Consider the following 26,112-nt stretch of genomic DNA (forward strand, 5'->3'; position numbering starts at 1 on the left):
GGGCCATACTTCGTTCTGTCTTCAGTTTCAACACCCTAAAGGAAACCGCAATGTCCCTGATTAACACCCAAGTCCAACCCTTCAAGACCCAAGCTTTTCACAATGGCAAGTTTGTCGAAGTCAGCAATGAAAGCCTCAAGGGCCAGTGGTCGGTGCTGATTTTCATGCCCGCTGCTTTCACTTTCAACTGCCCCACCGAAATTGAAGACGCCGCTGACAACTACGCCGCCTTCCAAGCCGCTGGTGCCGAGGTGTACATCATCACTACCGACACCCACTTTAGCCACAAAGTCTGGCACGAAACCTCCCCCGCTGTGGGCAAAGCCAAGTTCCCACTGGTGGGCGATCCTACCCACACCCTGACCAACGCTTTTGGCGTGCACATCCCTGAAGAAGGCTTGGCACTGCGCGGCACCTTCATCATCAACCCCGAAGGTTTCATCAAGACTGCCGAAGTCCACAGCAACGAAATTGCCCGTGACGTGTCGGAAACCCTGCGCAAGCTCAAGGCTGCCCAGTACACCGCCGCCAACCCCGGCCAAGTGTGCCCCGCCAAGTGGAAAGAAGGCGCTCAAACTATCGCTCCGTCGATTGACTTGGTGGGCAAGATCTAAGTCGGCCTGCGCCGCACTTCGTTTCTCACCGTGAAGACGCCCAGGTGCCTGGCGCCTGGGTTTTTTTTACCCAAAATTTCGATTTTTCAGGAGTTTTTTCATGCTTGACGACAATCTCAAAGCCCAATTGAAGTCCTACTTGGAGCGCTTGCAGCGCCCGGTGGAGTTGGTGGCCACGCTGGACGACAGCGCCACGTCGCACGAGCTGAAAGAACTGCTGCAAGATATTGCCTCCGTCTCTGACAAGGTAACAGTGGTAGAAAACAACGACGCCGATGCCCGCAAGCCCTCGTTTTTGATTACCAACCCCGGCCAAGACACCGGGCTGCGCTTTGCCGGTGTGCCACTGGGCCACGAATTTACCTCGCTGGTGCTGGCACTGTTGCAAGTGGGCGGCCACCCCTCTAAAGAAGCGGCTGACCTGCTGGAGCAAGTGCGCAATCTGGACGGCGACTTCCACTTTGAGACCTACTACTCCCTGAGCTGCCACAACTGCCCCGACGTGGTGCAGGCCCTGAATCTGATGAGCGTGCTCAATCCGCGCATCACGCACACGGCCATTGACGGCGGCGTGTTTCAGAACGAGATCGAAGCGCGCGAGATCATGGGCGTGCCCACCATCTTTTTGAACGGCCAAAAATTCGGCCAAGGCCGCATGGAGTTGGCCGAGATTGTTGCCAAAATTGACACCGGCGCTGCCGCCAAAGAAGCCACAAAAATCAGCAACAAAGAAGCGTTTGACGTGTTGGTAGTCGGTGGTGGCCCGGCTGGTGCCGCAGCGGCTATTTATGCTGCGCGCAAGGGCATCCGCACCGGCGTAGCGGCAGAACGCTTTGGCGGCCAAGTGCTCGATACCGTGGACATTGAAAACTACATCTCGGTGTCCAAAACCGAAGGCCCCCAACTGGCCGCCGCGATGGAGCGCCATGTGCGCGACTATGACGTCGATGTGATGAACCTGCAACGCGCCAAGGCTTTGGTGCCCGCTACCGAAGCCGGTGGCCTGATCGAAGTGCAATTAGAAAACGGTGCCACGCTGCGCAGCAAATCAGTGATTTTGGCTACTGGGGCGCGCTGGCGCAACATGAACGTGCCCGGCGAGGAGCAATACCGCACCAAGGGCGTAACCTACTGCCCGCATTGCGATGGCCCCTTGTTCAAGGGCAAGCGCGTAGCGGTGATTGGCGGTGGCAATTCGGGTGTAGAAGCCGCGATTGACTTGGCCGGGCTGGTAGCCCACGTCACGGTGCTGGAGTTTGCCGCCGAGTTGAAAGCCGATGCCGTGCTGCAACGCAAGCTGCGCAGCCTGCCCAATGTCGAGGTGATCTTGAACGCCCAAACCACCGAAGTGAATGGCGATGGCCACAAAGTGACCGGCGTGACCTACAAAGACCGCACCAACGATGAGATCAAGCAAGTGGCGCTGGAAGGCATTTTTGTGCAGATTGGCTTGCTGCCCAACACCGATTGGCTCAAAGGCACGATAGAACTCAACCGCATGGGCGAGATCGTGATTGATGCCAAAGGCCATACCAATGTGCCGGGCGTGTTTGCGGCGGGCGATTGCACCACAGTGCCGTACAAGCAAATCATCATTGCCACCGGCGAAGGGGCCAAAGCCGCACTGAGCGCGTTTGACCACTTGATTCGGCACTGAGCACTGTCGCTCTTTTTAGGAAGAATAGGGCTTTGAAGCGGGTTTAGCTCTGTACAATTGTTTCCTACATGCGTCGCCTGCTGCTCACTTTCCTGTTGATGTTCCTGCCGCTCCAGAGCATCTGGGCGGCTGCGTCACCCTATTGCAGCCATGAGATTGCGCCAGATGCAACGCATTTTGGCCACCATGAGCACAAGCACCATGCGGCTGCAAGACCACTAGAGAACTCATCCTCTGTGGACAATGGGCAATCCTTCCAGCCCTTGCTCTCTGGTGCTATGAGCACGGACGTGGACTGCAATGTCTGCCACGGCACAAGCAATGCTGTGTTCGCCCAGACCGACCGGCATCCCCTGTGGGTGGCAAGTGCGCCCCCTATGCTGCACACAAAGCCCGCCCTTACAGCGCCATACCCTCACCGCCCCGAACGCCCCAACTGGCTAACCCTCGCCTGAGCGGCGAGGCGGGGCCGGGCGGCCCTTTTTTTAGCGATCTTTAGTGCTGCTCCTTTGAGCAGGCTGAGTGTGCTTCGCGCACGCTCGCATCGAGCCTTGCCGATTTCAACCACGTGGCTTGCCACAGGAGAAAAATCGGATGCACCGAATCAAAAAATCACCACGACCTCATTCTTTGCTTATAGGCTTGGGATGGGTGCTAGCCAGCACAGCCGTATCTGCCCAAATACCCACTGGGCCTTGGACACTCAAGACATTGTTTGACCAGTCTTGGCAGCGCCAGCCCGAAGCACAAGCGGGCGCGCTGCGGCGCGAAGCAGCCCAAGCCATGCGCAAGGGGGCAGACGCATGGATAGCCGAGCCAGCAGTGCTGGGACTACAGACCAAAACAGACAGACCCGGCAGCAGCCAGGGCAGCCGCGAGTATGAAGTGGGCTTGGCTTTACCATTGTGGTTGCCCGGTGAGCGTGTGAGCAAGGCTGCACTGGGGGACGCAGAACTTCAGGCGGTGGAAAACCGACGCTTGGCCGCACAGCTCGAACTGGCGGCCAACGTGCGCCAATTTTGGTGGGCTTGTCAAAGAGCACAGAGTGACTTGGACTTGGCACACGAACGCTTGCGCAATGCACAGAGCCTAGCGACAGATGTGATGCGCCGGTTCAAGGCGGGCGATATGGCGCGTGCCGATCAGTTCCAAGCCGAGGCTACTGTGGCCCAAGCCGAGGCCAGCGTGGCCGAGGCCCTAGGCGCATACGATGCGGCCCAGGCTGCACTGGCAGGGTGGGTAGGCGTGCAGGGGCCATCTTGTGGTGCGGGCGATCCCACAGGTCAGGAGCCTGCCGTAGCTGTGGCCCGTGGCACCGCGTTGCTCAATCAGCACCCCGCAATCGCCCACTGGCGCGCCCAAGCCGAGGTGGCCCGCCGCGCTGCAAGGCTGGCAGCCACGCAGAGCCGGGCCAACCCCGAAATCACCGTGGCTGCCACGCGCTCGCGCGATCAAACAGGCGAGCGTTACCGACAGTCCTTTACTGTGGGCCTGCGCGTACCTTTGGGCGGAGGTGACCGTGCCCAAGCCAAAGAAGTGGCAGCCCGTGCCGAGGCGCTAGAGGCCGAAATACGCGCCCAAGTCGAGCATGACCGGATCAGCGCTGACATCGATGCCGCTACTGCGCGCGCTAAGGCGGCGGCTAGCCAGCGCGATGCCATGGCCCGCCATGCTGCGCTGGCCCGTGAAATCTGGGTATTTGTCGATAAGGCTTTTCGTCTAGGCCAGGCCGACTGGCCTACGCGTCTACGCGTAGAGCTCGATACCGCACAGGCCGAGCGGCAGTTTGCGCGTGCCCGCATCGATGCGGCAGCAGCTGTTTCCGCGCTGCGCCAAGCCTTGGGCTTGTTGCCCGAATGATGCGGCCTGCCCTGTTTATTTGAACCCCATTCATGGTTGACTATGCAAAAAAATTCTTCTTTTACCTGCGCGTTGGCGCTGGTTATGGTGTTGGGCCTTGCGCCATTGTGGGCACAGGCTGGTGAAGGGCATGACCACGGCGAGGCACCTGCGGCTGCGTCTGGCCCAGCTTTGCCACGCTTTACAGCTACCTCCGATATGTTTGAACTCGTCGGTGTGCTTGACGGCCAACACCTTGCTCTGTACCTTGACCATGCAGGCGACAACAGCCCCGTGAAGGAGGCGCAGTTAGAGCTGGACATTGGCGGCACGCGCGTGCCCATCACTCGCGTGGCGGACGGCGAATTTAAGGCCACATTGGCGGCACCACTGGCCGAGGGCGTAAGCCCAGTTACCACCACGGTGGTGGCAGGCAATGACTCCGACTTGTTGGCTGGTGAGATTGATGTGCATGGAGTAGCGCCTGCACATGCCGCACCCTCAAGCACCTTGCGCTCTAGCGCCGTGGTGGCGGGCACCGTGGGCACAGTGTTGCTGGCACTGGCCGTTGGGTGGAGCCTGCGGCGCAGCCGCGCTGCACGCCTAGGAGGTGTCGCATGAACCGCATCATGGCCTCCTCTCTTTTTATGCCGGGGCCACGCCAGCCCTGCATAGCGACTCTGCTGCTGGTCGCAGCCCTATGCACACCTTTGTCTGCAAATGCGGGCGAAGGCCATGACCACGGTGATGCCCCGCCCGCAGCCCAAGACAATGGCCCCAAGCGTCAGCCCGATGGCAGCGTGTTTTTACCCAAACCAGCACAGCGCCAACTGGGTGTGCGCACACTGGTGGTTGCCGAGGGTCAGCACCCCAAAGGGTTTGAACTGGCTGGCACGGTAGTAATGGATCCCAACGCCGGAGGCAAGGTGCAAGCAGCGCTGGCTGGGCGGCTGGAAGCTGGCCCCAAGGGCCTACCCGGCGTGGGCCAAACAGTGCGCAAGGGTGAGGTGCTAGCCTATGTAGTGCCCACAGCGGGTGCCATTGAGCGCTCCAATCAGGTGGCCCAACAGGCCGAACTGCGCGCAGCGCGCGCGCTGGCCGAACTGCGCGTAGCGCGGCTCAAGGATTTACAGGACACAGTGCCACGCAAGGATATCGAAGCCGCCGAAAGTGAACTACACAGCCTGACCCAGCGCTTAGGTGCCGTGGGTGCGGGCCTTTCTACACGCGACGCACTGGTGGCACCGGTGTCGGGCGTGATTGCCTCGGCGCATGCCGTGGCCGGGCAGGTAGTGGATGCACGCGAACTGGTATTCGAAGTGGTCGATCCCACCCGCCTGCGCGTCGAGGCACTAGCCTACGACACTGCGCAGGCCCATAGCGTGGCAGGTGCCACACTGGCGCTGGGTGGGCAGCGTGTGCCACTGCGCTTGATGGGCGCAGCGCGTAGTCTGCGTGACCAAGCGCTGCCAATCACTTTTTCCGGAAATGCGGCTGTGCTTGGCACGCTAGCACTGGGCCAGCCGGTGCGCGTGTTCGTGCAGTCTGAGGATAAGGTGGAAGGCGTGCAAGTGCCGCTGGCTTCGCTGCTGCGCAACCGCGCAAACCAGACCATTGTCTGGGTTAAAGAGTCGCCCGAACGCTTTGTACCTAGGACGGTTACTTTCGTGCCGCTCGATGGTACCTCTGTGGCCGTGACCTCAGGCCTGAAGGCGGGTGACCGTGTGGCCACGCAGGGTGCCACGCTTATCAACCAAGTGCGCTAGGGAGCCACCATGTTCAAGTGGCTACTCGAAAACAGCCTGACCCATAGGCTGCTGGTACTGATCGCCGCAGCCATGCTCATGGCCTATGGTGCCTTTACGCTCTCGCGCACCCCGGTAGATGTGTTTCCTGACCTCAATAAGCCCACGGTTACGCTGATGACCGAGGCCGGTGGCATGGCCGCCGAAGAGGTGGAGCAGCTCATCACCTTTCCGCTAGAGACCACGATGAACGGGCTGCCCGGCGTGGAGAGCGTGCGCTCCACCTCCAGTGCGGGCCTGTCGTTTATCTACGTCACCTTTGACTGGAACACGGACATTTTCCGCGCCCGGCAGATGGTGTCCGAGCGCCTGACATCGATGGAAGAAGGCTTGCCCAGTGGCGTCACGCCGCGCATGGGGCCCATCAGCTCCATCATGGGCGAGATCATGCAGGTAGCTATCCCCATCGACGTGCAGCGCAGTACGCCCATGGCTGTGCGCGAGTACGCCGATTGGGTGCTGCGCCCGCGCCTGCTGGCCATTGCTGGTGTGGCGCAGGTGATTGCGATTGGCGGCGAGGTGCGCCAATTCCAAGTGCAGCCCCACACGGCGCGCATGGCCGAACTGGGCATCACGCATGAGCAGCTTACCGGCGCGATCAAGGGCTTCTCGGCCAACACCTCTGGGGGCTTTCTGGAGCTCAATGGGCGTGAATACCTGATCCGCAACCTAGGCCGCACCTCGCGACTGGAAGACCTGCAAAACTTGGCAATTACTGCACGTAATGGTCAAAGTGTGCTGCTGCGCCAAGTGGCTCAAGTGACGTTTGCCGCTGCCATCAAACGCGGGGATGCGGGCTTTGAGGGCAAGCCAGCGGTCATTTTGGGCATTCAGAAGCAGCCCACAGCTGACACGATTGCACTTACGCGCAGCATTGAGGCTGCGCTTTCAGATTTGAAGAAATCGTTGCCTGTAGGCATAGAGGCACCACGCGTCACTTTCCGCCAAGCGAGCTTTATTGAGGCATCAATCACCACGCTGCAAGGCAAGCTCATGGGTGCCTCGGTATTTGTGGCGGTGATCCTGTTCGTGTTTTTGGGCACGCTACGGCCTACGGTGATTGCACTCACGGCTATCCCGGTGTCAATTTTCATTACAGCTCTGGTGTTCAAGTATTTTGGCTTGTCGATCAACACCATGACGCTTGGCGGCCTAGCCATTGCTATTGGCGGCTTAGTAGATGATGCGGTGGTGGATGTCGAGAACGTGCTGCGGCGTTTGAAGATGGATCGCAGCAAGCACCCCACCAAACGCCTGCACCCGATTGAAGTGGTCAAGTTAGCGTCCATAGAGGTGCGCTCGGGCATTTTGTATGCCACGGCCATTATCGTGCTGGTGTTTTTACCGCTGTTTGCACTGCCGGGCATTGAGGGGCGGTTGTTTGTGCCACTGGGAGTGGCGTTTATTGTGTCCACGCTGGCCTCGCTACTGGTGTCAGTCACGGTTACGCCGGTGCTGGCGTTTTACCTGCTGCCGCGCATGAAAACACTCGATCATGGCGATACGCGCATGGTGGCTTGGCTCAAGGCACGCTACCGCAGTGGGCTATTGGGTGTACTGGCACGGCCCCGTGCGGCCATTGCCGTAAGTACGATGGCCGTAGTGCTGTCGGTGGTGGCGGTGCCGTTCTTTCCCACCACGTTCCTGCCGCCGTTTAACGAGGGCACGTTGCTGGTTGGTATACGCCTCAATCCGGGCGTGACGCTGGCAGAGTCAGCGGCACTGGCCAGCCAAGCCGAGGTGCTGGTGCGTCAGGTGCCCGAAGTCACGCACGTGGGCCGCCGCAGCGGGCGCGCCGAGCTTGATGAACACGCCGAGGGTGTACACGTGAGCGAGTTGGACGTGGGTTTGCTGCCTGCTACCGAGCTTAAACGCAGCATGGACGAAGTGCAAGCCGACATCCGTAGCAGACTGGCGCAGATGCCAGCAGCCATTGCCATCGGCCAGCCCATCTCGCACCGTATCGACCACATGCTTTCGGGTGTGCGCTCGCAGATCGCGATCAAGCTCTTTGGCGAAGACCTCGATACGCTGCGCGGCCAGGCCGAAGCCTTACGCACACGGCTGGCTAGCATCGACGGCTTAGCTGACCTAGAAGTGGAAAAACAAGTGCTGGCACCACAGATTACCGTGCGTGTGGACTATGCTGCCGCCGCCCAATACGGCGTGCCCGTGCCGCAGGTCATGGCGGTGCTACAAGGCTTGGTGGAGGGCGAGAAGATCACGCAGATCGTGGAGGGCAGTCGGCGCTTTGCACTGGTAGTGCGCCTGCCTGAGAGTGCGCGCTCTATCGAGGGCCTTGCGCAGATCATGTTAGAGACTCCCCAAGGCCGGGTGCCGCTGTCGCGTTTGGCTGCCATTGAGGACGGCGACGGCCCCAACCAAATCAGTCGTGACGATGGCAAGCGGCGTATCGTGCTCTCGGCCAACGCACAGGGCAGGCCGCTGTCGGAAGTGGTAGAGGACATCCGCAAGGTTGTGGGCGAGACACGCCTGCCAGATGGCTACTTTGTCACGCTGGGTGGGCAGTTTCAGGCCCAAGAAGAGGCCAGCCGCTTGGTAGGTATGTTAGCTATCGTCTCGCTGGTACTGATGTTTGTAGTGCTATACACGCGCTACCAGTCGGCCACACTGTCGGCACTCATCATGGCTAACATTCCGCTGGCACTAGTGGGTGCCGTGTTCGGGCTGTGGTTATCGGGGCAGCCACTGTCGGTGGCAGCACTGATCGGGTTTATCACGCTAGCGGGTATATCGGTGCGCAACGGCATTTTGAAGGTGAGCCACTACCTGAACCTGATGCGCGTAGAGGGTGAGAACTTTGACCACAGCATGATTGTGCGTGGCTCGCTGGAACGGTTAAGCCCAGTGCTCATGACTGCACTGGTCACGGCTTTTGCGCTAGCCCCGCTACTGCTGGAGGCAGAGCGCCCAGGCACTGAGATTTTGCACCCGGTGGCGGTGGTGATCTTCTCTGGCCTGATTAGCTCAACCCTACTGGATACTTTCCTTACGCCAGCTCTGTTTTGGTTGTTTGGTCGTCGCGATGCCGAGCGGCTGCTGAACGACAAAAACGCCGAGGCTTTCTGATTTCTCCATTTTTTTCAACCTTTAAAGGATTTCTATGAAAACCAAGCATCTTCTCGCAGCTCTCGCCCTTACCGTTTCGGGCGCTGCCTTTGCCACAGGCGACCATAGTCATGCACACCAGCCCCAGCATGGCGGCATCGTGGCCGAAGCCCACGATATCGACTATGAGCTGGTGGCTAGCTCCGACACCTTGACGCTGCACCTGCGCGATCACAATAAGCCTGCCAAGACCGAGGGCGTGAGCGCCCGGCTGACGCTGCTCAATGGCACCGAAAAGTCTGAAGTCATGCTGGCCCCAGCTGGTGATGGCAAACTCGAAGCTAAAGGCACGTTCAAGGTGATTGCGGGTACCAAGGTGGCGGCGTTAATAACCCAGCCAGGCAAGAAAACCGCCAATCTACGCTTTGCTATGAAGTAAAGAACTGTTTGATGTTCAGGTGCTTGATACCGTCCATATTGAAAACTGCATGTCGGTACTCAAAACTAAAGGAACACAACTGGCGACATTGATAGAACGCCATGTGCACGCCTTTGAGCACCTGTTCCGCCACTGAGCCTGCTTCAGGCTTGGGCGCTTTCTTCTACCGGCGCTACCGTTACACCCACATGCAGGGTGTGACGGGTGCCACCGTGGATCACGCCGCGCATCGGGGCCACATCGCTGTAGTCGCGGCCCCGCGCTACGGTCACATAGTCTTCGTTGGGGCTGCCCCAGCCATCGTGGTTGTTGGTGGGGTCAAGGTCGTACCAGCCTTGGCCGGGGTGCTCGGCGTGCAAGTCGGGCAGATAGACCTGCACCCACGCATGGGAGGCATCGCTGCCAATCAGGCGCGGCTTGCCCGGTGGCGGTGTGGTCAGCAGATAACCACTCACATAACGCCCCGGCAAGCCCAAACTGCGCAGGCAGGCAATAAAGATTTGGGCAAAATCTTGGCACACCCCTTTGCGCTGGGCCAAGGCCGTCAGGGCTGGGGTATTGAGCTCGGTGCTTTGCGCCGAATAGGTGAAGTCTTGGTAAATGCGCTGCATCAATTCGCGCGCCGCATCCAGCAAAGGGCGTCCGGGGCGAAAGCTCGGTTGGGCGTAATTAACAAACTCATGGTGCCGAGGGATGTGTGGCGACGGAAAGGTGAACTCCACCGCCGGGTCGTACACCATGCCATGCTGGTAGCGCAGGCTCTCGCGCACGCTCTCCCACGTTTGGATGCTGGTAGCGGTGGCCGGGGCTTGCGTCTGGATAGCGCTGTGCGAAACCACGCGCAGTGTTTCGTGCGGGCTTTGCATCGAAAATTGGCACAAATGGTTGCCAAACACATCGGTGCGTTCAGTGCGCGAGGCCGGATGCGGGTGGATGTCCAGTTGGTGCTCTAGCACCTGCTGGCAGGCGGTATTGATGGGGCGCAGGCACAGGACGTGCTGGGCTGTCTCTACCGCTGGCTGGTAGTCGTAGCGCGTTTCGTGGGTGACTTGTAACAACATACGTTAAGCCCCTAGGCTGCGCGAAGATTCGTGGGTGTGGGTGAAGTAGCGCAAGCTAATGCCATCGGAAACGCGCCAAGTGGCCCCAGTGCAGCGCTCGAGCAATTGCGTCAGTGCGGGCAGGGGGCCTTCGTCGTCACACAACTGCGCCAGCGCCCATTGGTTGGGGTCAGGGGTCAGTGCCAGCAGGCTATCGTCGGCATCGCGTGCCAGCTTGGTCAAGCGCCCACGCAAAGTTTGCACCACCCAGCCCAAGGAGCGCGGGTTCTCACGGCTCATCACCAACAGCTCTAGCAGTGCGGCCACATCGCGGCTGCGCTGGTATTGGGCGTGGAAGGTGATGGTGCTGTCAAACAGTGCCAACACGGCCTCAAAGCCTGCTGATTCGGCCACCGCCCCAGATTCAAAGGCGCGCGCCAGTGCCATGCCCAGAAAATCGAGCCGCTCTACTTGGCGGCCAATCGACAGCAAGCGCCAGCCATCGTCACGGGTCATGCGGTCGGTTTGCTCGCCGGTCATGGCCGCCAAATTGGGGCTGACCGAATCGAGCACGCGCAGCACATCCAAGGTGGCATAGTTACCATCCACCAGATCGGCGCAGTGCTTCATAAACTGCTGCTCTGTGCGCAAAATCAAGCCCCAGTGCTCTTGCGATAGCCGCTCGCGGATGGAGGAGGCCACCTGCCGCAGCGAGCGCAGGTTAAAGCCCACGCTGGCAGTGCTGTCGGGGTTGCCCAAACCAGCCACTAAGGCACGGGCAAACACCCGCCGGGCCAACAAGGGCGATGGCACATCTGCCGGTACCAGCGAGCACGAAGCGGCCAAGCTGCCCAGCCATTTGGCCAGCGGCAAGCACGACTGGCCTGCACTGCCCAAGGTAGAGAGGGTCAGGCGCGCCAAGCGCAAGCTGTTTTCGCTGCGCTCGGTGTAGCGGCCCAGCCAGAACAGGTTTTCAGCGGCGCGGCTGGTGACTACGCGGCGGTACTGCGCCACGGTGGCCGGAGTGATGCGCTTGTTGAGCAAGGTGGTGCGATCTACTTTGTGCCCACGTTCGGCATCCACACGCACCCACACATCGGCGCTGCTGCCACCGCGTTGCAAGCTCAAGACGCTGTCTTGCGTGCTCACGATGCGCCCCAGCCCGCCGGGCAGCACGCGCCACGATTGGGCGCCATCGGTCAGGGCAAACACACGCAGCATCACCTCGCGGGGCACGATGCGCGGCGGCTTCGATTGCGCATCCCAAGTGGGCATTTGCGACAAAGGCCGCTCTTGCTGCAAGGTAAATTCTTCGCCCGACTGGTGCAAACGCTCTAGCCAAGCGGCGCGCTCGTGGGCGTCTAGGGCGCTGCATTGCAACCCAGCAAACTGGCCATGCAGCGCCGAGCCGGTGTAGGTGGGCTTGATGGCACATTGGGCCAAGTGGGAGGTGGCCGCTTGCAGTGCGGCATGTTCGCCGCACCACCAAGTGGGCCACGATGGCAGCAACAACTCCTCGTTGAGCAAGCGCCGCGACAGCTTGGGCATAAACCCAAGCAAGCCCACCGACTCCAAAAAAGCCGAGCCGGGCATATTGGCCATGAGCAAATTGCCACTGCGCAGGGTTTGCAACAAACCGGGCACGCCCAAAGAAGAGTCTGAGCGCAACTCAAGCGGGTCGCACCACGCATCATCGACCCGCTTGATGAGCACGTCCACCGGCTCTAGGCCGCGCAGAGTGCGCAGAAACAGGCGGTTGTCGCGCACCGTCAGGTCATTGCCCTGCACCAGCGTGATGCCAAGGTAGCGCGTGAGGTAGGCTTGCTCAAAGTAGGTCTCGTTGTACGGCCCCGGCGTGAGCATGGCGATATGGGCATCCGCCCCCGCTGGCGACATACTGCGCAGGCCGTCAATCAGCGCCCGGTAGCTAGAGGCCAGCCGCTGCACCTGCAAAGACTCAAACGCTTGCGGAAACAGCCGTGAGATAGACAAACGGTTTTCTAGCGCATAGCCCAGCCCCGACGGGGCCTGCGTGCGCTGCGCTGCCACGGCCCAGCGGCCATCGGGGCCACGGGCCAAGTCAAAGGCACACACTTGCAAGCGGTTGCCCCCCACCGGGGGTATGCCATGCAGCGTGCGCAAGTAGCCGGGGTGGCCCTGTACCAAAGCTGCTGGCAGCAGGCCATCGCGCAATAATTCTTGCGCGCCATACACATCGTGCAAGATGTTCTCTAGCAGGCGCACCCGCTGCAATACGCCCGCCTCAATCTGACGCCATTCGTCAGCTTGCACGATCAGCGGGAACAAATCGAGCGACCAAGGCCGCTGCGGGTTGTTGCTGTCGGCATAGACGTTGTAGCTCACGCCGTTGTCGCGAATCTGCTGCTCTAAACTGGCTTGGCGGCGGTTAAGGTCGGCCAAGTTTTGCGTGCCCGGATGGGAGAAAAATTGCCGCCAAGCGGGGGCCATCGCAGCGTCTGCGCCGTTGTCATCGGGCAGGGCACTGCTGCCACGCAGTTCATCGTAATGCCCCGGCTGGGCCGGGGCGGCCATGGACAGGGCCAGATCGGCGGTAGAGGCGGCAGGGACTGACGCCAAGGACGGGGACGGGGGGGAGAGGATCGTCACAGCAAAAGTTTTTCAGGTACAGGGCCGGGCGTGGCGTTAGCGCGTGCGGCGCAAATCGAGTGTGAACGGAAACTCGCGGCTGCCGGGCAGTTCGATGGTGGCGGGCGGCACCTGCATCACGCCGGGGGTATGCCCCATGCGGAAAAAGCGTGCCAAGCGTCGGCTTTCGGCCTCGTAGGCATTGACCGGAAAGACGTCGTAGCTGCGCCCACCAGGATGGGTGACATGGTACTGGCAACCGCCTACCGAGCGTTTCATCCAAGTGTCTAGGATATCGAAAGTCAGTGGCGCTTGTACCCCAATGCTGGGGTGCAAACTCGACGGCGGGTTCCATGCCTTGTAACGCACCCCGGCTACGTATTCGCCCGCTACACCCGTAGATTGCAAAGGCAGCGGCTGGCCGTTGCAGGTAATCACGTAACGGCTTTGGTTCAACCCGCTCAGGCGCACTTCTATGCGCTCCAGCGAGGAATCCACATAGCGCACCGTGCCCCCCGCAGACCCCTCTTCTCCCATCACATGCCAAGGCTCTAGCGCCGTGCGCAGGGTCAGCTCAATGCCCATGCTTTGCACCTGCCCCACCAGCGGAAAGCGGAACTCAAAGTGCGGCGCAAACCAAGCATCGTCAAAGGCAAAACCGGCTTGGCGCATATCGGCCAGCACATCGGCAAAGTCCATCTGCACAAAGGTAGGCAGCAAACAGCGGTCGTGCAACTCGGTGTTCCAGCGCGTGGCTGGTGCCAGATAGGGCTGATCCCAAAAACGGGCCACCAGTGCGCGCAACAGCAATTGCTGCACGATGCTCATGCGGGCGTGCGGCGGCATCTCAAAGGCGCGCAGTTCCAGCAGGCCCAAGCGGCCTGTGCTGCTGTCGGGCGAATAGAGCTTGTCGATGCAAAACTCACTGCGGTGCGTGTTGCCCGTGACGTCAATCAAGATGTTACGCAGTGTGCGATCCACCAGCCAGGGCGGCATGTCTTGGCCGAACTTTTGCCGATTGGCATGGATTTCTTGCAAGGCAATTTCCAGCTCATAGAGCTGGTCATTGCGCGCCTCGTCCACGCGGGGGGCTTGGCTGGTGGGGCCAATAAACATCCCGCTAAACAGGTAGCTCAGGCTGGGGTGGTTGTGCCAGTACAAGATCAGGCTGGCCAGCAGCTCGGGGCGGCGCAAAAACGGGCTGTCTGCTGGGGTAGCACCACCCATTACAAAGTGGTTGCCACCGCCAGTGCCGGTGTGGCGACCATCGGTCATAAACTTCTCAGCACACAAGCGCGACTCGTGGGCGGCTTGGTACAAGAATTCGGTATGCTGCACCAATTCGCCCCAGTTGTGGGCTGGATGGATGTTGACTTCAATCACGCCGGGGTCGGGGGTCACTTGCAGCAGCTTGAGGCGCGGGTCGCGTGGGGGCGGGTAGCCCTCCAGCACAATCTGCACGCCCAATTCTTGCGCCGTAGCCTCCACCGCCGTCAGCAGGTGCAGGTAGTCTTCTAGCCGTTCAAAGGGTGGCATGAATACATACAGACCACCGCCATCACGGGCAAATTGGCCGCCGTGCAAGCGTTCAGCCTTGGGGCCGTTGGCGCGCATGGGGTCGCGGGCTTCTACGCAGATGGCAGTGCGCGTGACCCAGTGCGCAGATTCAAAACGCTCAGGGGCATGGCTGGGCATGAGCGTGGCGTGCGAGGGCTGGCCTACCCCGTGTGGATCGGCGTTGCTGGCGGCATGGCCTTGGCCTTGTACGGCCACGCTGCCACCCTCGGCAAAACCGCCACCCATGCGGTGCGGCGCATACTGCGCCCGCAATTGGCTGGCCTGTGGCAAGGCGTTGCGGGCAGCAAAGGGGTCTTGCTCGACCAAGTAGGGGTAGTCGGCTTGGCTCACCCAAGGCAGGGCATCGAGCGGCAGGCGGTAGCCCATCGGGGAATCGCCCGGAATCAGGTACATACGCTCATCACGGAACGGCCACGGGCTGCTGCTCCAACGTGTGCTGTGGGCATCGGCACCGGGGTTGGCTTGCAATGGCAACACATAGCCAATCACGCTATCGAGTTTTTGATCGAACACCCGGCGCAGCCGCATCCGCTCCATCTCATCGTCAAGCCGGGAGTCAAAGGGATCAACGTTGATAGGCAAACGACGCTCGCGCCACAGGTAATACCAAGTGTCTTCATAACCGGGGGTGACGCACTGCTTGTCTAGCCCCAGCTTGCCCGTCAAGGTGTGGATAAAGCGGCTGGCATCAGCGCTGGTGTAGTGCTGGCTTTGGCGCTCATCAGCAAACAGGGCCGGGTTGTGCCAGATGGGTTCCCCATCAGCGCGCCAATAAATGGACAGCGCCCAGCGCGGTAACTGTTCACCGGGATACCACTTGCCTTGGCCAAAGTGCAAAAAGCCGCCTTGCCCATATTCGGTGCGCAGTTTATGCACCAACTCGGTGGCATAGCCGCGTTTGGTCGGGCCAAGGGCATCGGTGTTCCATTCTGGTGCATCGCGGTCGTGGACGGACACAAAAGTGGGCTCGCCGCCCATCGTTAGGCGCACATCACCGGCACCCAATACCTGATCGACTTGATCGCCCAGCGCCAGCACCTCGCTCCATTGCTCTTCACTATAGGGTTTGGTGACGCGGGGCGACTCATAAATGCGCGTCAGTTCCATCGCATGGTGGAACTTGACCTCGCACTCGTCCAGACCACCCTCAATCGGTGCAGCTCCCGAAGGGCGCGGCGTGCAAGCCAGCGGAATATGGCCTTCGCCCGCCAGCAAGCCCGAAGTGGGGTCTAGGCCAATCCAGCCCGCACCGGGCAAATAGACCTCGCACCAAGCGTGCAAGTCGGTAAAGTCCACTTCAGCGCCGCTGGGGCCATCGAGCGATTTAACGTCGGGCTTGAGCTGAATCAGGTAGCCGGAGGCAAAGCGCGCCGCCAACCCCAAGTGGCGCAGCAGTTGCACCATCAACCAAGCACTATCGCGGCAGGAGCCAGAGCGTTTGGTGAGTGTTTCTTCGGGGGTTTGCACACCGGGTTCTAGCCGAATCAGGTAACCAATATCGCGTTGCAGGCCGGTGTTCAAATCCACCAAAAAATCTATCGTGCGCCGGGGCGTGACATCCACCTGCTCCAGATAAGCATTGAGCTGCGGCGTGATCGGCTCAGTCGCCAAATAGGGGGCCAGCTCCTCAGTGGTGGCGCTGTCGTAGCCAAACGGAAACTGCTCGGCCTCTGGCTCCAAAAAGAAGTCGAACGGGTTATAGACCGCCATCTCCACCACCAAATCTACCGTCACCTTGAACTCGGTGGTTTTTTCAGGAAAAACAAACCGCGCTTGGTAGTTGGCAAACGGGTCTTGCTGCCAGTTAATAAAGTGCTGCGCAGGCTCTACGCGCAGCGAATACGACACCACCTTGCTACGGCAGTGCGGCGCGGGCCGCAGGCGGATAAGTTGTGGCCCCAGATGGATCGGACGGTCGTACTGGTAGTGGGTAACGTGGTGCAGAGCGGCGTGTATAGACATAAGAGCAAAAGGGGAAGTGGTTTGGGCGGATGCACCCCAGGTGCGCGTTCTAAAGCAACCTTAAGCAAAAGCTGCGCCAGCGCGTGGCCGACCTAAGCTGGCCCAGTCCTTGCTTAAAACCACGGCAGGAGAAAACACCATGCTGAAATTCGACGAGATGTATGCCACGCTTCCCCCTTTGCCACACGGGGGCGGGCAGGTGCAACAACAGGGTTTGCGGTGTGGCACCAATGTGCGATCTGGTTACGCTGCCTACGCCCAATGGCTAGAGCGGCAAACCGAAGCCGCCATGCGTGCGCGCCGTGAAGAGGCAGAAATGATCTTCCGCCGCGTCGGCATCACCTTTGCGGTGTATGGTGCCAAAGACGAAGACGGCGCAGGCACCGAACGGCTGATTCCGTTTGACCTGATTCCACGCATCATTCCGGCACAAGAGTGGAGCCAAATGCAAAAGGGGCTGGTGCAGCGGGTCACGGCACTCAACCGCTTTATCCACGACGTTTACCACGATCAAGAAATTCTCAAGGCGGGCATCATTCCGCGTGAGCAGGTGGTAAATAACGCCCAGTTCCGCCCCGAAATGATGGGGGTGAACGTGCCGAACAACGTGTACTCGCACATCAGCGGCGTCGATATTGTGCGCGCCCCCGACAGTGCCGGCAACGGCCAATACTACGTGCTGGAAGACAACCTGCGCGTGCCCAGTGGTGTCAGCTATATGCTGGAAAACCGCAAGATGATGATGCGCTTGTTTCCTGAGCTGTTTAGCCAGAACCGCATCGCCCCGGTGGCGCATTACCCCGACTTGCTGCTAGAAACCCTGCGCGCCAGCGCCCCCACCGGCGCTTCTGACCCCAACGTGGTGGTGCTCACGCCCGGTATGTACAACAGTGCCTACTTTGAGCACGCCTTTTTGGCGCAGCAAATGGGGGTGGAGCTGGTGCAAGGCCAAGACCTGTTTGTGCGCGATGGCTTTGTCTACAAGCGCACCACGCAGGGGCCAGAGCGGGTCGATGTGATTTACCGCCGCGTTGATGACGACTTCCTTGATCCCGCCGTGTTCCGCGCCGATTCGGCCTTGGGTTGCGCTGGCCTGATGGACGCCTACCGCGCGGGCCATGTCAGCATCTGCAATGCCGTGGGCACCGGGGTGGCCGACGATAAATCCATCTACCCCTATGTGCCCAAGATGATCGAGTTCTATCTGGGCGAAAAACCCATCCTGAACAACGTGCCCACTTGGATGTGCCGCAAGCCCGAAGACCTGCAATATGTGCTCGCCAACCTCAAAGACTTGGTGGTGAAAGAAGTGCATGGCGCGGGCGGCTACGGCATGCTGATTGGCCCCACCGCCACGCAGGCCGAGATTGCCGATTTTGCCCAAGTGCTGCGCGCCAACCCCGCTGGCTATATCGCCCAGCCCACACTGAGTCTATCGAGTTGCCCCACTTTTGTAGAGCAAGGCATTGCGCCGCGCCACATTGACCTGCGCCCGTTTGTGCTCAGTGGCAAAACGGTGCAGATGGTGCCCGGCGGCCTCACACGGGTAGCCCTCAAAGAAGGCTCGCTGGTGGTCAACTCCTCGCAAGGGGGTGGCACCAAAGACACCTGGATCATGGAAGTTTGAGAGGAGTATGGATGTTGTGCCGAACCGCTGACCACCTTTTCTGGATGTCCCGCTACATGGAGCGGGCCGAGAATACCGCCCGTATGCTCAATGTGGGCTACGAGACCTCGCTGCTGCCGCAATCGGCTGCCGTGGCGCAAACCAACTGGCAGGGCATGCTGTCCATCAGTGAGCTGATCCCAGACTACCAAGCCAAGCATGGCGAGATCACTGCCCGCAATGTGTTGCAATTCATGGTGGCTGACGAGAGCAATCCCGCCTCCATCCTGTCTTGCCTACGCGCCGCGCGTGAAAACGCCCGTGCTGTGCGTGGCTCCCTGACCACCGAAGCCTGGGAAATGCAAAACCAGACTTGGCTGGAAGTCAACCGACTGCTGCGCAGCGGCCAGTTGGAGGCCGATCCGGGACAGTTTTTTGAGTGGGTGCGCTTTCGCTCCCACCTCTCGCGTGGCGTCACGCTGGGCACCATGCTGGCCGACGAATCGCTGCACTTTCTGCGCCTAGGCACCTTTTTGGAGCGGGCCGACAACACCGCGCGCTTGCTTGATGCCAAGTTTCATGCCTTGGACAGCGAGTTTCACGGCACCGAGAATGGCCGCGACCAAGAGTACGACTTCTACCACTGGAGCGCCTTACTAGGGAGCTTTTCGGCCTTTGAGATTTACCGCAAGGTCTATCGCGATGTGATTCGGCCAGAGCGCGTAGCAGAGCTTTTGATCCTGAACCCATCCATGCCCCGCTCCCTGCTGGCTTGCATGCTCAAGGTGCGGCAAAACCTAGACCGGGTAGCCAATAGCCAATCGCAAGAAACCCAGCGCTTGGTGGGCCGCTTGCTGGCCGATTTGCAATATGGCCGTATCGACGAGATTTTGGACACCGGCCTACACGCCTACCTAACGCAAATTTTGGAGCGCATTAACGACATTGGTGTCGGTATTGGGCGCGACTTTTTGGCGGCAGACTAAGCAGGCGCTTGGAACGGATACGACTCGCGCACACGCACCAGCGTGTGCAACAGCCGGTTAACGGGCGTAGAGATGCCCAGTCGCGTCCCCTCTTGCACGATAAAACCATTGAGGTGGTCGATCTCGCTGAGTTTGCCACGGGCCAAGTCTTGCGCGGTAGAAGATTTTTGCTGCGGCATGCTGGCAGCCAGTTGCAGCACCTTGTCCAGCGTATCGGCAGGCAGGGTGATGCCGCTGGCACAGGCTACGCTCAGACATTCTTGCACGATGTCGCGCACCACCTGCTCTACCCCGGCGCTAGCCAGCAGCGGGCCATAACTCAGATCGGTCACGGCTGACAGCGGGTTGTACACGCAGTTGAGCACCAGTTTGGCCCACAGGGCTTGGCGCACATCGTTGGATTCTTGCACCGCCACCCCAGCATGGGCCAGCGCCGCCAACAGCGGGGCATGGCTGGGGTGTGGCCCCACCAGCAGCTCACCGCGCCCCAAGTGGCGCACATGGCCCGGTGCGGCCATCGCAGCAGCCACATACACCACCACGGGCACCACCGGCTGCCCTAGCACCTGCGCCAGCCGCTGGGCGTTGTCTACGCCATTTTGCAAGCTCCACACCACGGCACCGGGAGCCAAATGGGCTGCCATGTCTTTCCCGGCACTTTCGGTATCGGTCGATTTGGTGCAGAACAGCACAAACTGCACCCTTTTTACCGCGCTGGCATCGGTGGCAGCGCGCACCGGCACCCGCCCGGTAAAGGCGGCACTTTCTAGCCACAGCCCTTGTTGCTGCTCTATGGCCTGTACATGGACAGGCCGGGCAATCAAGGTCACGCTATGGCCTGCACGGGCCAGCAGGGCACCGTAATAGCAACCCACGGCCCCAGCCCCCATCACCGCAATATGCAAGGCGGCCATGCTCAGTACACCAAGCGATCGGGTTGCAGCTCTTGCAAGATGGTGGTGGCAATCTCTTCGATGGATTTGGTGGTGGTGGACAACCAGCGGATGCCTGAGCGGCGCATCATCGATTCGGCCTCGGCCACTTCGTGGCGGCAGTTTTGCAAGCTGGCATAGCGCGAGTCGGGGCGGCGCTCGCTGCGGATTTCTGACAGCCGCTCGGCGCTGATCGACAGGCCAAAAATCTTTTTGCGGTGTGGCACCAGCGCTGGGGGCAGTTGGCGGCGGTCAAAATCTTCAGGGATCAGCGGGTAGTTGGCAGCTTTGAGGCCGTGCTGCATAGCCAGATACAGGCTGGTGGGGGTTTTGCCGCTGCGGCTGACACCCACCAAAATCACATCGGCCCCGGCCAAATCGCGGTTGCTCTGGCCATCATCATGGGCCAAACTGAAGTTGATGGCCTCAATGCGGCTGTGGTACTCCTTGCTTTTGCTGATGTCAGAAAAGCGCCCCACGCGGTGGTGCGACTTAACGCCCAGCTCCTCTTCTAGTGGATTGACAAAGGTGCCAAACATGTCCAGCAACATGCCTTTGCAGTTTTCTTGCAAAATTTTCAGCACTTCCATATTCACCAGCGTGGTGAAGACGATGGGGCGCTTGCCCTCAATCTCGCCGGTATGGTTGATTTGGCGCACGGCCTGATGGGCTTTGTCCACGGTATCCACAAAGGGCAGGCGCACGCGGCGCGGCACCATCTCAAATTGCGCCAAGATGGCATTGCCAAAGGCTTCAGCGGTGATACCAGTGCCATCAGAGACAAAAAATACGGTGCGTGTGTGCATTACATTTTTCCAGAGTAGGGGCCTACAATCGCGGGATTATCCAAATTCTGCGCCCAGCTGAAGCGCGCTGCGATAAAAATGCCCATGCCAGTGAGATAAATGACACGGACATCTGTTTTCACCACAGCGAATGAGCTTTCAACTCGCTGGCAGCACGAGCCTCATCTTCCAACATTCCAAAACAACGCCCCCGATTTCCCCTCGGCACAGAGATACTCCCATGCCTTGGCATCGTAATGGGATGCACTAGGAAACGGTGGCATCACTTTGGTGGGACGCTCAAAGGGCAGCGGATGCACGATCCGCCGGGCCAATCAACCTGTTCAGCCCGTAGATCGACGCCCGCATAGTGCCGACCTGTGGCGGCTGCGACGATGCCACGCACGCTACCACCTGAGAACGGATCAAGAACCAATTGGCCCGGCGCAGAGAACCAGCGATAGATCAGTTCACACAGAACCGGATCAAACACACTGGTTCCCTGCTGCTTCATCTGTTCGGGATGTGCTGCCGCAAATTCGGCCCAAGTTGCTTTACGGCCTAGTGCAGCTTCAAACGCATTTTTGGCTGTGTAGGTTGCTGGTGGCTGTGCTGATGCCGAGTACAGCAAATTGTCACACCGGCCCAATTCGGACTGGATGCCCGTGGCCAGCCAAGCGGCCTTTCGATCACGCCACCAGCCAGAACGGGCATCCAGTAGCGAAAAGGGAACTGACAAATAACGGTCGGCCAGCGTTGGGCGACTGCTGCTGGCAACAGTATGGGTGTCAGGTGGAGTGAATTTTGGAAAGCAGGTCGTCATCGTTCGAGCAGTTCAATGGTTTGACGCTCGGATGGCGTTCTGTAGAAGGGGCGCTCTGGGCACTCAATTGGTTAAATGTTCCACAACGGGAACATTTGATAGACAGGCGCTGGTAGATACCTTCGCCCAATTTTTTGCGGCAAGCGCCACACCGGATTTCATACATTTTTTGCAAGCCTTTTCTTTGTGGTGAAAATTTTTGGTAGGCTTGGCACGCTCTCGCGAGAGTGGCGGGCCTTGCCGGGCTTGCAGGGTTGCTCTGCATGTTTGGGGCTTGGTTTGGTGTTACAGCACCCAACCAAGTTGCCCGTCTTTTTTGTCTACACCTCTGCTGTTACATAGCTGAGCGTCGGTGCAGGGCCTTCGATTGCGCCATCGCGCACAAAGACACGCTGGCCCACCGTGACTGTGCCACGGGCTTGTAGCAATCCACCGCCGGGTAGTTGCACCGTGGCCACGCCATCCGAGATAGATAGCACATCACCTACCAGCAATGGGCGCTCAGGCAACAAGTCTAAAAACTGTCGGTGCAAGTTAAGCATGGGTCTCTATTCGCAGGGTTTGTCGTAACACTGGGCGGTTCCAGTCAATCGAAGTACCTCGAACAATGCCATGGTACGCCTTGTCATGTCCAATGTAGCGCACCACTTTTCCCGGCAAAATCACCCCGGTTTCTGGCAACACCTGCATCTTCAGCGTGATGATTTCCTGCTTCCCTGTATCTGACAGTTCCGCAATGCCACGCTGGCGATGCGCATCGGCATGGGTAATGAGAGGGTGCAGCACTTGCGGGGCTAGTACGTTGCCTGTGGTGCCTGCACGGGTGACGGGGCCAAAAACGCCTACACCTTGGCCCCCGACATAGACCCCGTTGTACGCTGGTTTGTCGAGGTACTCCGTGTCCTCGATTTCCCCGATGTCCGCCGGAAGTTCAAAATCCGGTGTGAGTAGCGTTGACCAATCCCAAGGCGGGTGCGGATACTCGGGCAGGATGCGCAGCACGGGGTCAGTGTTATGCGGCTGCACATAGCCGCACACGCTGCTAGCAACCTCGATCAGGGCATCCATGTAGCTACCCTGCATTGTCCAGCCAGCTGGTACTAGCCAATCCGCAATTTGCCAGTCCAAATCCCATCCCAACAGCACCCCGTTGACTGTCAGCACATCTTGGGCCAGCTGCTGCGCCATGCGGTTTTGCGTGTTGCCAAAGCTCATTTTTGCAGCCCAAGGTGCCGCCAGCGTTGCTGCCAGGCCACGACCACTGACGGCCCAGCGCGTGGGGTTAAAACGCCGATCACGCGATCGCTTTTCTAACCGCAGCCGAAACAGCGTGCCGTTCACACTGGCCACCAGCACCGGTGGATCGCCTTGGTCATCACGGCCCAAATGGTCGGCGGCATCATGGTGCAAGCTGGCCGACCACTGCCACGTCCAGCTCTGGTAATCCAGCGACATAGAAAACCCATGCGCGTGCAGTTCTGCGCCGGTGTCGAGCCGGTGCAGGGTGATGGAGTTAATCACGATATAGGCCCTCCTGCGGGCGACAACGACCCGCGCAGGAGCGGCGGTAGATGCACAGGTAAAAAGCAAGTGCAGGGGTAGCGTGGTATCAGCAGCATCGGTAAAGAGCAGCTCAAGAGGTAGCTGTGGGGCATAGCAGGGCAGAGGATTGGGAGGCACCACCACAGGAGGTCGGGCACCGGACTGGGGGCGGGTGGCCTGTTGGGCGTGGTCAGACAAGGCCATAGCCCACTGCCGCGCCGGGCCTGCATGGCGCTGCACAGGCCGGTGTAAGCTGCGCGCCTGCTGGGTGGTATCGGCCACGGCATGACGCAGGAGCTGGGCATCCTCAAATCTTTGGGCAGTACCAAGGTGCAGACTGCGGGCCTGCTGGACATATTGCAAGGTTGCGGCGCGCACAGGAGCAGCGTCCTGCCATTGCTGCGCCGTCGGGCGATCCGTGTGCTGTGCCTGCTGGGCGCGTACCTGTGTGGCGCGGCGTAGGCGCTGGCTGTCTTGCCATTGCCCATTGCTGGGGATGGCCCACGCCTGTGCTTGTTGCTGGTGCGAGAGCACGCTGGTCGATAGCTGCCCAGTTTGCTCCAATCGCACACTGTGCGGCACAGCAACGGCTTGCGCCAGTTGCGCCCTGCGCTCAGTGCGCCCAACCAAGGGCCGCTCGACATTGACGTTGTACGCCAGCGCCATGCAGCCACGTAGACCAGAGAGTTGTCCTGTACCGTGCAGCACAGCCCCCAAGCGCAGCACGGCATGGCCACGCAGACCGGAGATACTGCCACTGGTGTGCAATGTGCTGGCAAGGTGCAGATGGACATGGCCGCGCAGGCCCGATAGTGCTCCGCCGCCCTCCAGTGTGACTGGGGCAATGGCTGGGGCCTCATCATCGCCAAAGACCAGATCGACCGGCCCCGGTGTGGGCACTGGCGTAGCAGCAAAAAGCAGGTCTGTAGTGGCCACATTGCCGCTCTCAGGTCAGCGTGAGTGTGCCAAGCAGCACCATGCCACCCGCATACAGCATCGGGCTGTTGTCTCCTTGTGGTGTTGCACCACCAGCGACACGAAAATCCCCTTGGTGGGCCAGATCGCTGACAGTGCCATCGGTCACTAGCAGGCCATCGCCGCGCACCCAGCGGCCCCAACGGGGGATGCCGTTGGCCAGCACCATAGTGCCCCCTGCATCAGCTGGATGCAGCACCAAGCCCGATGTGGTCAAAGTAGCGCAGGGCTTGGCCAATACGACCTCGGCCATTGGGCTACCGCCAGCATCGGCCCCTGTAGCGGGCTGCTCAGTGGCATACATCAGGATGCGCGAGGGTTGGGTAGCACCGTCGGCAAATGCGATGGTCGCTGCTAGTTGTGCAGTGGCGTGTTCTGGGCCAATGGCAAACATTACATGTCCTCCGGCACGATCTGGTCGGCAATCACAGCGCGGTGCTGACTGGTGTGATCAAACGTGCAGACGAAATACAGCACTCCGGGGCCACCTTTGATGTTGTTAAAGGTGTAAACGCCAGTGGTGGCGTCGCTCCACGTTTCACGAATCAGACGGTTGTCGCGTTGGTTGTAAAGTTGCACGCGGCGGCGCAGTAGCAGATTGGGTGTGCCTTTGAGCTCTACGGTGCCGTAGATGCGGTAGGGGCCGAAATCCTGGACGTCATGAGCGATTGCCGAACCGTATATGACTGGGGCGGCAGGGCCAGAGATGCCGCCAGACAATTGAATGGGGCTACTCGATACGCTCGTGCGCAATGGTGACGGCCCGATTAGAGAACCGGCTCCAGTCTGGGGGAGTGGTGCTGACGGTGGTGTGAAATCAGCCGTATAAAGCGCCTCATTCTTGATGCGCAGGTCTTTTATGTATCCAGAGAACGCTGGGTTGGCGTTGTCGTAAACGCGCCCGATGTAACAGTGATTCGTGACCTTCACATCAGTATCTGCTACCTCAGCACCCTTTGTTCCCGCAATAAACAGCCTAGTAACGCCAGATGCTCGGCAAATAGCAACGTGAGTCCAAGCGCCCAAAGGAACAGCCGAGGATGTGCTTATCTCTCCAGCATAGTAATACCCAAGATTGCGTGCAGAATTTAGCTTAAATAAAACACCTCCGGCACCACTGGCTTGACTGCGAATATCACATATAGCTGCATAACCACCGCTAATTCCAGTAGGAATAAAAATCCGTGCTTCTATCGTGAAGTCGCCTGTACCAAAGGCAAAGTCCACTGAGGTGCCAACCTTTGCATAATCTGCACCTGTACCGGGAAAATATCCAGATGAGGTGCCATATGGCTTTTCCGCTGTGCTAATTTTTGCGCCGCCATGTACCGTAACCGCCTTTGCCGACAGGCTCTTATCAGTGAAAGTCGTGCTGTTGTTAGCCCCTTCAAAAGGCATAAGCAGAATTGTCTTACCAAAATTGGGGTCGCCGCCTTCTGGCAAATCTTGCAATGCGTTCGGCCCCGGCCATACCAGTCCGACGGGAGATTCCAATGTTGTCCAGTTCGCGGCGTCGCTGTAGTATTGAATTACAGCGCGCTCCAGAAATTCGGAGTTAATCGCACCTGAACCGAGCCGAATCGAGGACACGTCGGCAGTTTTTCCCGCACCGAAATCCCACACCAGCGCAAAGCCGGGGGCTGAGACATCCAGCCATCGGCAAACCGTGGCTGTGTTATCGTCTTGTAGTGATCCCAGCGTACCCGATGACGGCTCAATGGTGCTGGCAAGGGTAGCAGTAGCATCGACGCGAGTGCCACCAAGGTAGAGATGAAAGGCGGATAATTCCAAAGCCTCATCTGCTTCATGCGTTTGCAGGCCAATGGCCCGCCAATATCGTGCGGCAGGCATAG

Annotated in this window: 20 protein-coding genes; 9 read left to right on the forward strand and 11 right to left on the reverse strand. The window is 59.7% G+C overall.

Annotated elements, in window-relative coordinates; all coding sequences use genetic code 11:
• Window positions 1–50 precede the first annotated feature (50 nt).
• From ahpC to BMX55_RS06630, 7 genes are all read left to right on the forward strand, one after another.
• The gene (ahpC, locus tag BMX55_RS06595; RefSeq protein WP_091454605.1) at window positions 51–614 is read left to right on the forward strand and encodes an alkyl hydroperoxide reductase subunit C; all 564 of its coding nucleotides are present in this window, start codon (window positions 51–53) and stop codon (window positions 612–614) included.
• A gap of 100 nt (window positions 615–714) precedes the next feature.
• On the forward strand, window positions 715–2,271 hold the full coding sequence (gene ahpF / locus BMX55_RS06600) for an alkyl hydroperoxide reductase subunit F (protein WP_091454625.1): 1,557 nt from the start codon (window positions 715–717) through the stop codon (window positions 2,269–2,271).
• A 594-nt stretch (window positions 2,272–2,865) separates the two neighbouring features.
• The gene (locus tag BMX55_RS06610; RefSeq protein WP_091454631.1) at window positions 2,866–4,131 is read left to right on the forward strand and encodes a TolC family protein; all 1,266 of its coding nucleotides are present in this window, start codon (window positions 2,866–2,868) and stop codon (window positions 4,129–4,131) included.
• Between the two features lie 42 nt (window positions 4,132–4,173).
• Window positions 4,174–4,731, forward strand: coding sequence for a hypothetical protein (locus tag BMX55_RS06615; RefSeq protein ID WP_091454634.1), 558 nt, complete (start codon window positions 4,174–4,176; stop codon window positions 4,729–4,731).
• 26 nt (window positions 4,732–4,757) lie between these two features.
• On the forward strand, window positions 4,758–5,876 hold the full coding sequence (locus tag BMX55_RS06620; protein ID WP_091454637.1) for an efflux RND transporter periplasmic adaptor subunit: 1,119 nt from the start codon (window positions 4,758–4,760) through the stop codon (window positions 5,874–5,876).
• A 9-nt stretch (window positions 5,877–5,885) separates the two neighbouring features.
• Window positions 5,886–9,005: an efflux RND transporter permease subunit gene (locus tag BMX55_RS06625; protein WP_091454640.1), complete on the forward strand. Its 3,120-nt coding sequence runs from the start codon at window positions 5,886–5,888 to the stop codon at window positions 9,003–9,005.
• Between the two features lie 34 nt (window positions 9,006–9,039).
• A complete protein-coding gene (locus BMX55_RS06630) occupies window positions 9,040–9,423 on the forward strand; it encodes a hypothetical protein (protein WP_091454644.1) in 384 nt (127 codons plus the stop codon).
• A gap of 143 nt (window positions 9,424–9,566) precedes the next feature.
• Here BMX55_RS06630 and BMX55_RS06635 read toward each other — a convergent pair whose 3' ends face one another.
• The 3 genes from BMX55_RS06635 to BMX55_RS06645 form a co-directional block, all read right to left on the reverse strand.
• A complete protein-coding gene (locus BMX55_RS06635; RefSeq protein ID WP_091454647.1) occupies window positions 9,567–10,484 on the reverse strand; it encodes a transglutaminase family protein in 918 nt (305 codons plus the stop codon).
• A 3-nt stretch (window positions 10,485–10,487) separates the two neighbouring features.
• Window positions 10,488–13,016 (reverse strand): circularly permuted type 2 ATP-grasp protein, encoded by a 2,529-nt coding sequence (locus BMX55_RS06640; RefSeq protein WP_091454949.1) that lies wholly within the window; start codon window positions 13,014–13,016, stop codon window positions 10,488–10,490.
• Between the two features lie 111 nt (window positions 13,017–13,127).
• Complete coding sequence (locus BMX55_RS06645) at window positions 13,128–16,610, reverse strand: transglutaminase family protein (RefSeq protein ID WP_091454650.1); 3,483 nt, start codon at window positions 16,608–16,610, stop codon at window positions 13,128–13,130.
• A gap of 139 nt (window positions 16,611–16,749) precedes the next feature.
• Here BMX55_RS06645 and BMX55_RS06650 point away from each other — a divergent pair, with 139 nt between their 5' ends.
• Both BMX55_RS06650 and BMX55_RS06655 read left to right on the forward strand, forming a co-directional pair.
• Complete coding sequence (locus BMX55_RS06650; protein ID WP_091454651.1) at window positions 16,750–18,237, forward strand: circularly permuted type 2 ATP-grasp protein; 1,488 nt, start codon at window positions 16,750–16,752, stop codon at window positions 18,235–18,237.
• 11 nt (window positions 18,238–18,248) lie between these two features.
• Window positions 18,249–19,202, forward strand: a complete 954-nt coding sequence (locus tag BMX55_RS06655; RefSeq protein ID WP_091454654.1) for an alpha-E domain-containing protein — start codon at window positions 18,249–18,251, stop codon at window positions 19,200–19,202.
• Here the strand turns inward: BMX55_RS06655 and BMX55_RS06660 are convergent.
• The 8 genes from BMX55_RS06660 to BMX55_RS06690 all read right to left on the reverse strand — a co-directional run bounded on the left by BMX55_RS06660 (window position 19,199) and on the right by BMX55_RS06690 (window position 26,110).
• Window positions 19,199–20,116, reverse strand: coding sequence for a ketopantoate reductase family protein (locus BMX55_RS06660; protein ID WP_091454658.1), 918 nt, complete (start codon window positions 20,114–20,116; stop codon window positions 19,199–19,201). The two genes, BMX55_RS06655 and BMX55_RS06660, sit on opposite strands and share 4 nt — an antisense overlap.
• Before the next feature lie 2 nt (window positions 20,117–20,118).
• Window positions 20,119–20,940 (reverse strand): posphoenolpyruvate synthetase regulatory kinase/phosphorylase PpsR, encoded by an 822-nt coding sequence (gene ppsR / locus BMX55_RS06665; RefSeq protein ID WP_091454661.1) that lies wholly within the window; start codon window positions 20,938–20,940, stop codon window positions 20,119–20,121.
• Window positions 20,941–21,202: 262 nt separating this feature from the next.
• Window positions 21,203–21,658 carry a DNA methyltransferase gene (locus BMX55_RS16100; protein WP_177172835.1) on the reverse strand — a complete coding sequence of 152 codons (456 nt, stop codon included), beginning with the start codon at window positions 21,656–21,658 and terminating at the stop codon, window positions 21,203–21,205.
• Between the two features lie 49 nt (window positions 21,659–21,707).
• Window positions 21,708–22,007 carry a Com family DNA-binding transcriptional regulator gene (locus tag BMX55_RS06670; RefSeq protein ID WP_342707676.1) on the reverse strand — a complete coding sequence of 100 codons (300 nt, stop codon included), beginning with the start codon at window positions 22,005–22,007 and terminating at the stop codon, window positions 21,708–21,710.
• A gap of 55 nt (window positions 22,008–22,062) precedes the next feature.
• Complete coding sequence (locus BMX55_RS06675) at window positions 22,063–22,284, reverse strand: hypothetical protein (RefSeq protein WP_091454670.1); 222 nt, start codon at window positions 22,282–22,284, stop codon at window positions 22,063–22,065.
• Window positions 22,277–24,220 (reverse strand): hypothetical protein, encoded by a 1,944-nt coding sequence (locus tag BMX55_RS06680; protein ID WP_091454673.1) that lies wholly within the window; start codon window positions 24,218–24,220, stop codon window positions 22,277–22,279. Before BMX55_RS06680 ends, BMX55_RS06675 begins: the two co-directional genes overlap by 8 nt.
• Before the next feature lie 10 nt (window positions 24,221–24,230).
• Window positions 24,231–24,653 carry a hypothetical protein gene (locus tag BMX55_RS06685; RefSeq protein WP_091454677.1) on the reverse strand — a complete coding sequence of 141 codons (423 nt, stop codon included), beginning with the start codon at window positions 24,651–24,653 and terminating at the stop codon, window positions 24,231–24,233.
• Window positions 24,653–26,110 carry a LamG domain-containing protein gene (locus BMX55_RS06690; protein ID WP_091454680.1) on the reverse strand — a complete coding sequence of 486 codons (1,458 nt, stop codon included), beginning with the start codon at window positions 26,108–26,110 and terminating at the stop codon, window positions 24,653–24,655. Before BMX55_RS06690 ends, BMX55_RS06685 begins: the two co-directional genes overlap by 1 nt.
• Between the last annotated feature and the right edge of the window lie 2 nt (window positions 26,111–26,112).

The organism is Giesbergeria anulus, from assembly GCF_900111115.1.
GTDB lineage: Bacteria > Pseudomonadota > Gammaproteobacteria > Burkholderiales > Burkholderiaceae_C > Simplicispira > Simplicispira anulus.

Bases quoted from the DNA above. Each gene is read 5' to 3' on its own strand.
- ahpC (WP_091454605.1), top strand. From the start codon at position 51: ATGTCCCTGATTAACACCCAAGTCCAACCCTTCAAGACCCAAGCTTTT.
- ahpF (WP_091454625.1), top strand. From the start codon at position 715: ATGCTTGACGACAATCTCAAAGCCCAATTGAAGTCCTACTTGGAGCGC.
- BMX55_RS06610 (WP_091454631.1), top strand. From the start codon at position 2,866: ATGCACCGAATCAAAAAATCACCACGACCTCATTCTTTGCTTATAGGC.
- BMX55_RS06615 (WP_091454634.1), top strand. From the start codon at position 4,174: ATGCAAAAAAATTCTTCTTTTACCTGCGCGTTGGCGCTGGTTATGGTG.
- BMX55_RS06620 (WP_091454637.1), top strand. From the start codon at position 4,758: ATGCCGGGGCCACGCCAGCCCTGCATAGCGACTCTGCTGCTGGTCGCA.
- BMX55_RS06625 (WP_091454640.1), top strand. From the start codon at position 5,886: ATGTTCAAGTGGCTACTCGAAAACAGCCTGACCCATAGGCTGCTGGTA.
- BMX55_RS06630 (WP_091454644.1), top strand. From the start codon at position 9,040: ATGAAAACCAAGCATCTTCTCGCAGCTCTCGCCCTTACCGTTTCGGGC.
- BMX55_RS06635 (WP_091454647.1), bottom strand. From the start codon at position 10,484: ATGTTGTTACAAGTCACCCACGAAACGCGCTACGACTACCAGCCAGCG.
- BMX55_RS06640 (WP_091454949.1), bottom strand. From the start codon at position 13,016: ATGGCCGCCCCGGCCCAGCCGGGGCATTACGATGAACTGCGTGGCAGC.
- BMX55_RS06645 (WP_091454650.1), bottom strand. From the start codon at position 16,610: ATGTCTATACACGCCGCTCTGCACCACGTTACCCACTACCAGTACGAC.
- BMX55_RS06650 (WP_091454651.1), top strand. From the start codon at position 16,750: ATGCTGAAATTCGACGAGATGTATGCCACGCTTCCCCCTTTGCCACAC.
- BMX55_RS06655 (WP_091454654.1), top strand. From the start codon at position 18,249: ATGTTGTGCCGAACCGCTGACCACCTTTTCTGGATGTCCCGCTACATG.
- BMX55_RS06660 (WP_091454658.1), bottom strand. From the start codon at position 20,116: ATGGCCGCCTTGCATATTGCGGTGATGGGGGCTGGGGCCGTGGGTTGC.
- ppsR (WP_091454661.1), bottom strand. From the start codon at position 20,940: ATGCACACACGCACCGTATTTTTTGTCTCTGATGGCACTGGTATCACC.
- BMX55_RS06670 (WP_342707676.1), bottom strand. From the start codon at position 22,007: ATGCAGAGCAACCCTGCAAGCCCGGCAAGGCCCGCCACTCTCGCGAGA.
- BMX55_RS06675 (WP_091454670.1), bottom strand. From the start codon at position 22,284: ATGCTTAACTTGCACCGACAGTTTTTAGACTTGTTGCCTGAGCGCCCA.
- BMX55_RS06685 (WP_091454677.1), bottom strand. From the start codon at position 24,653: ATGTTTGCCATTGGCCCAGAACACGCCACTGCACAACTAGCAGCGACC.
- BMX55_RS06690 (WP_091454680.1), bottom strand. From the start codon at position 26,110: ATGCCTGCCGCACGATATTGGCGGGCCATTGGCCTGCAAACGCATGAA.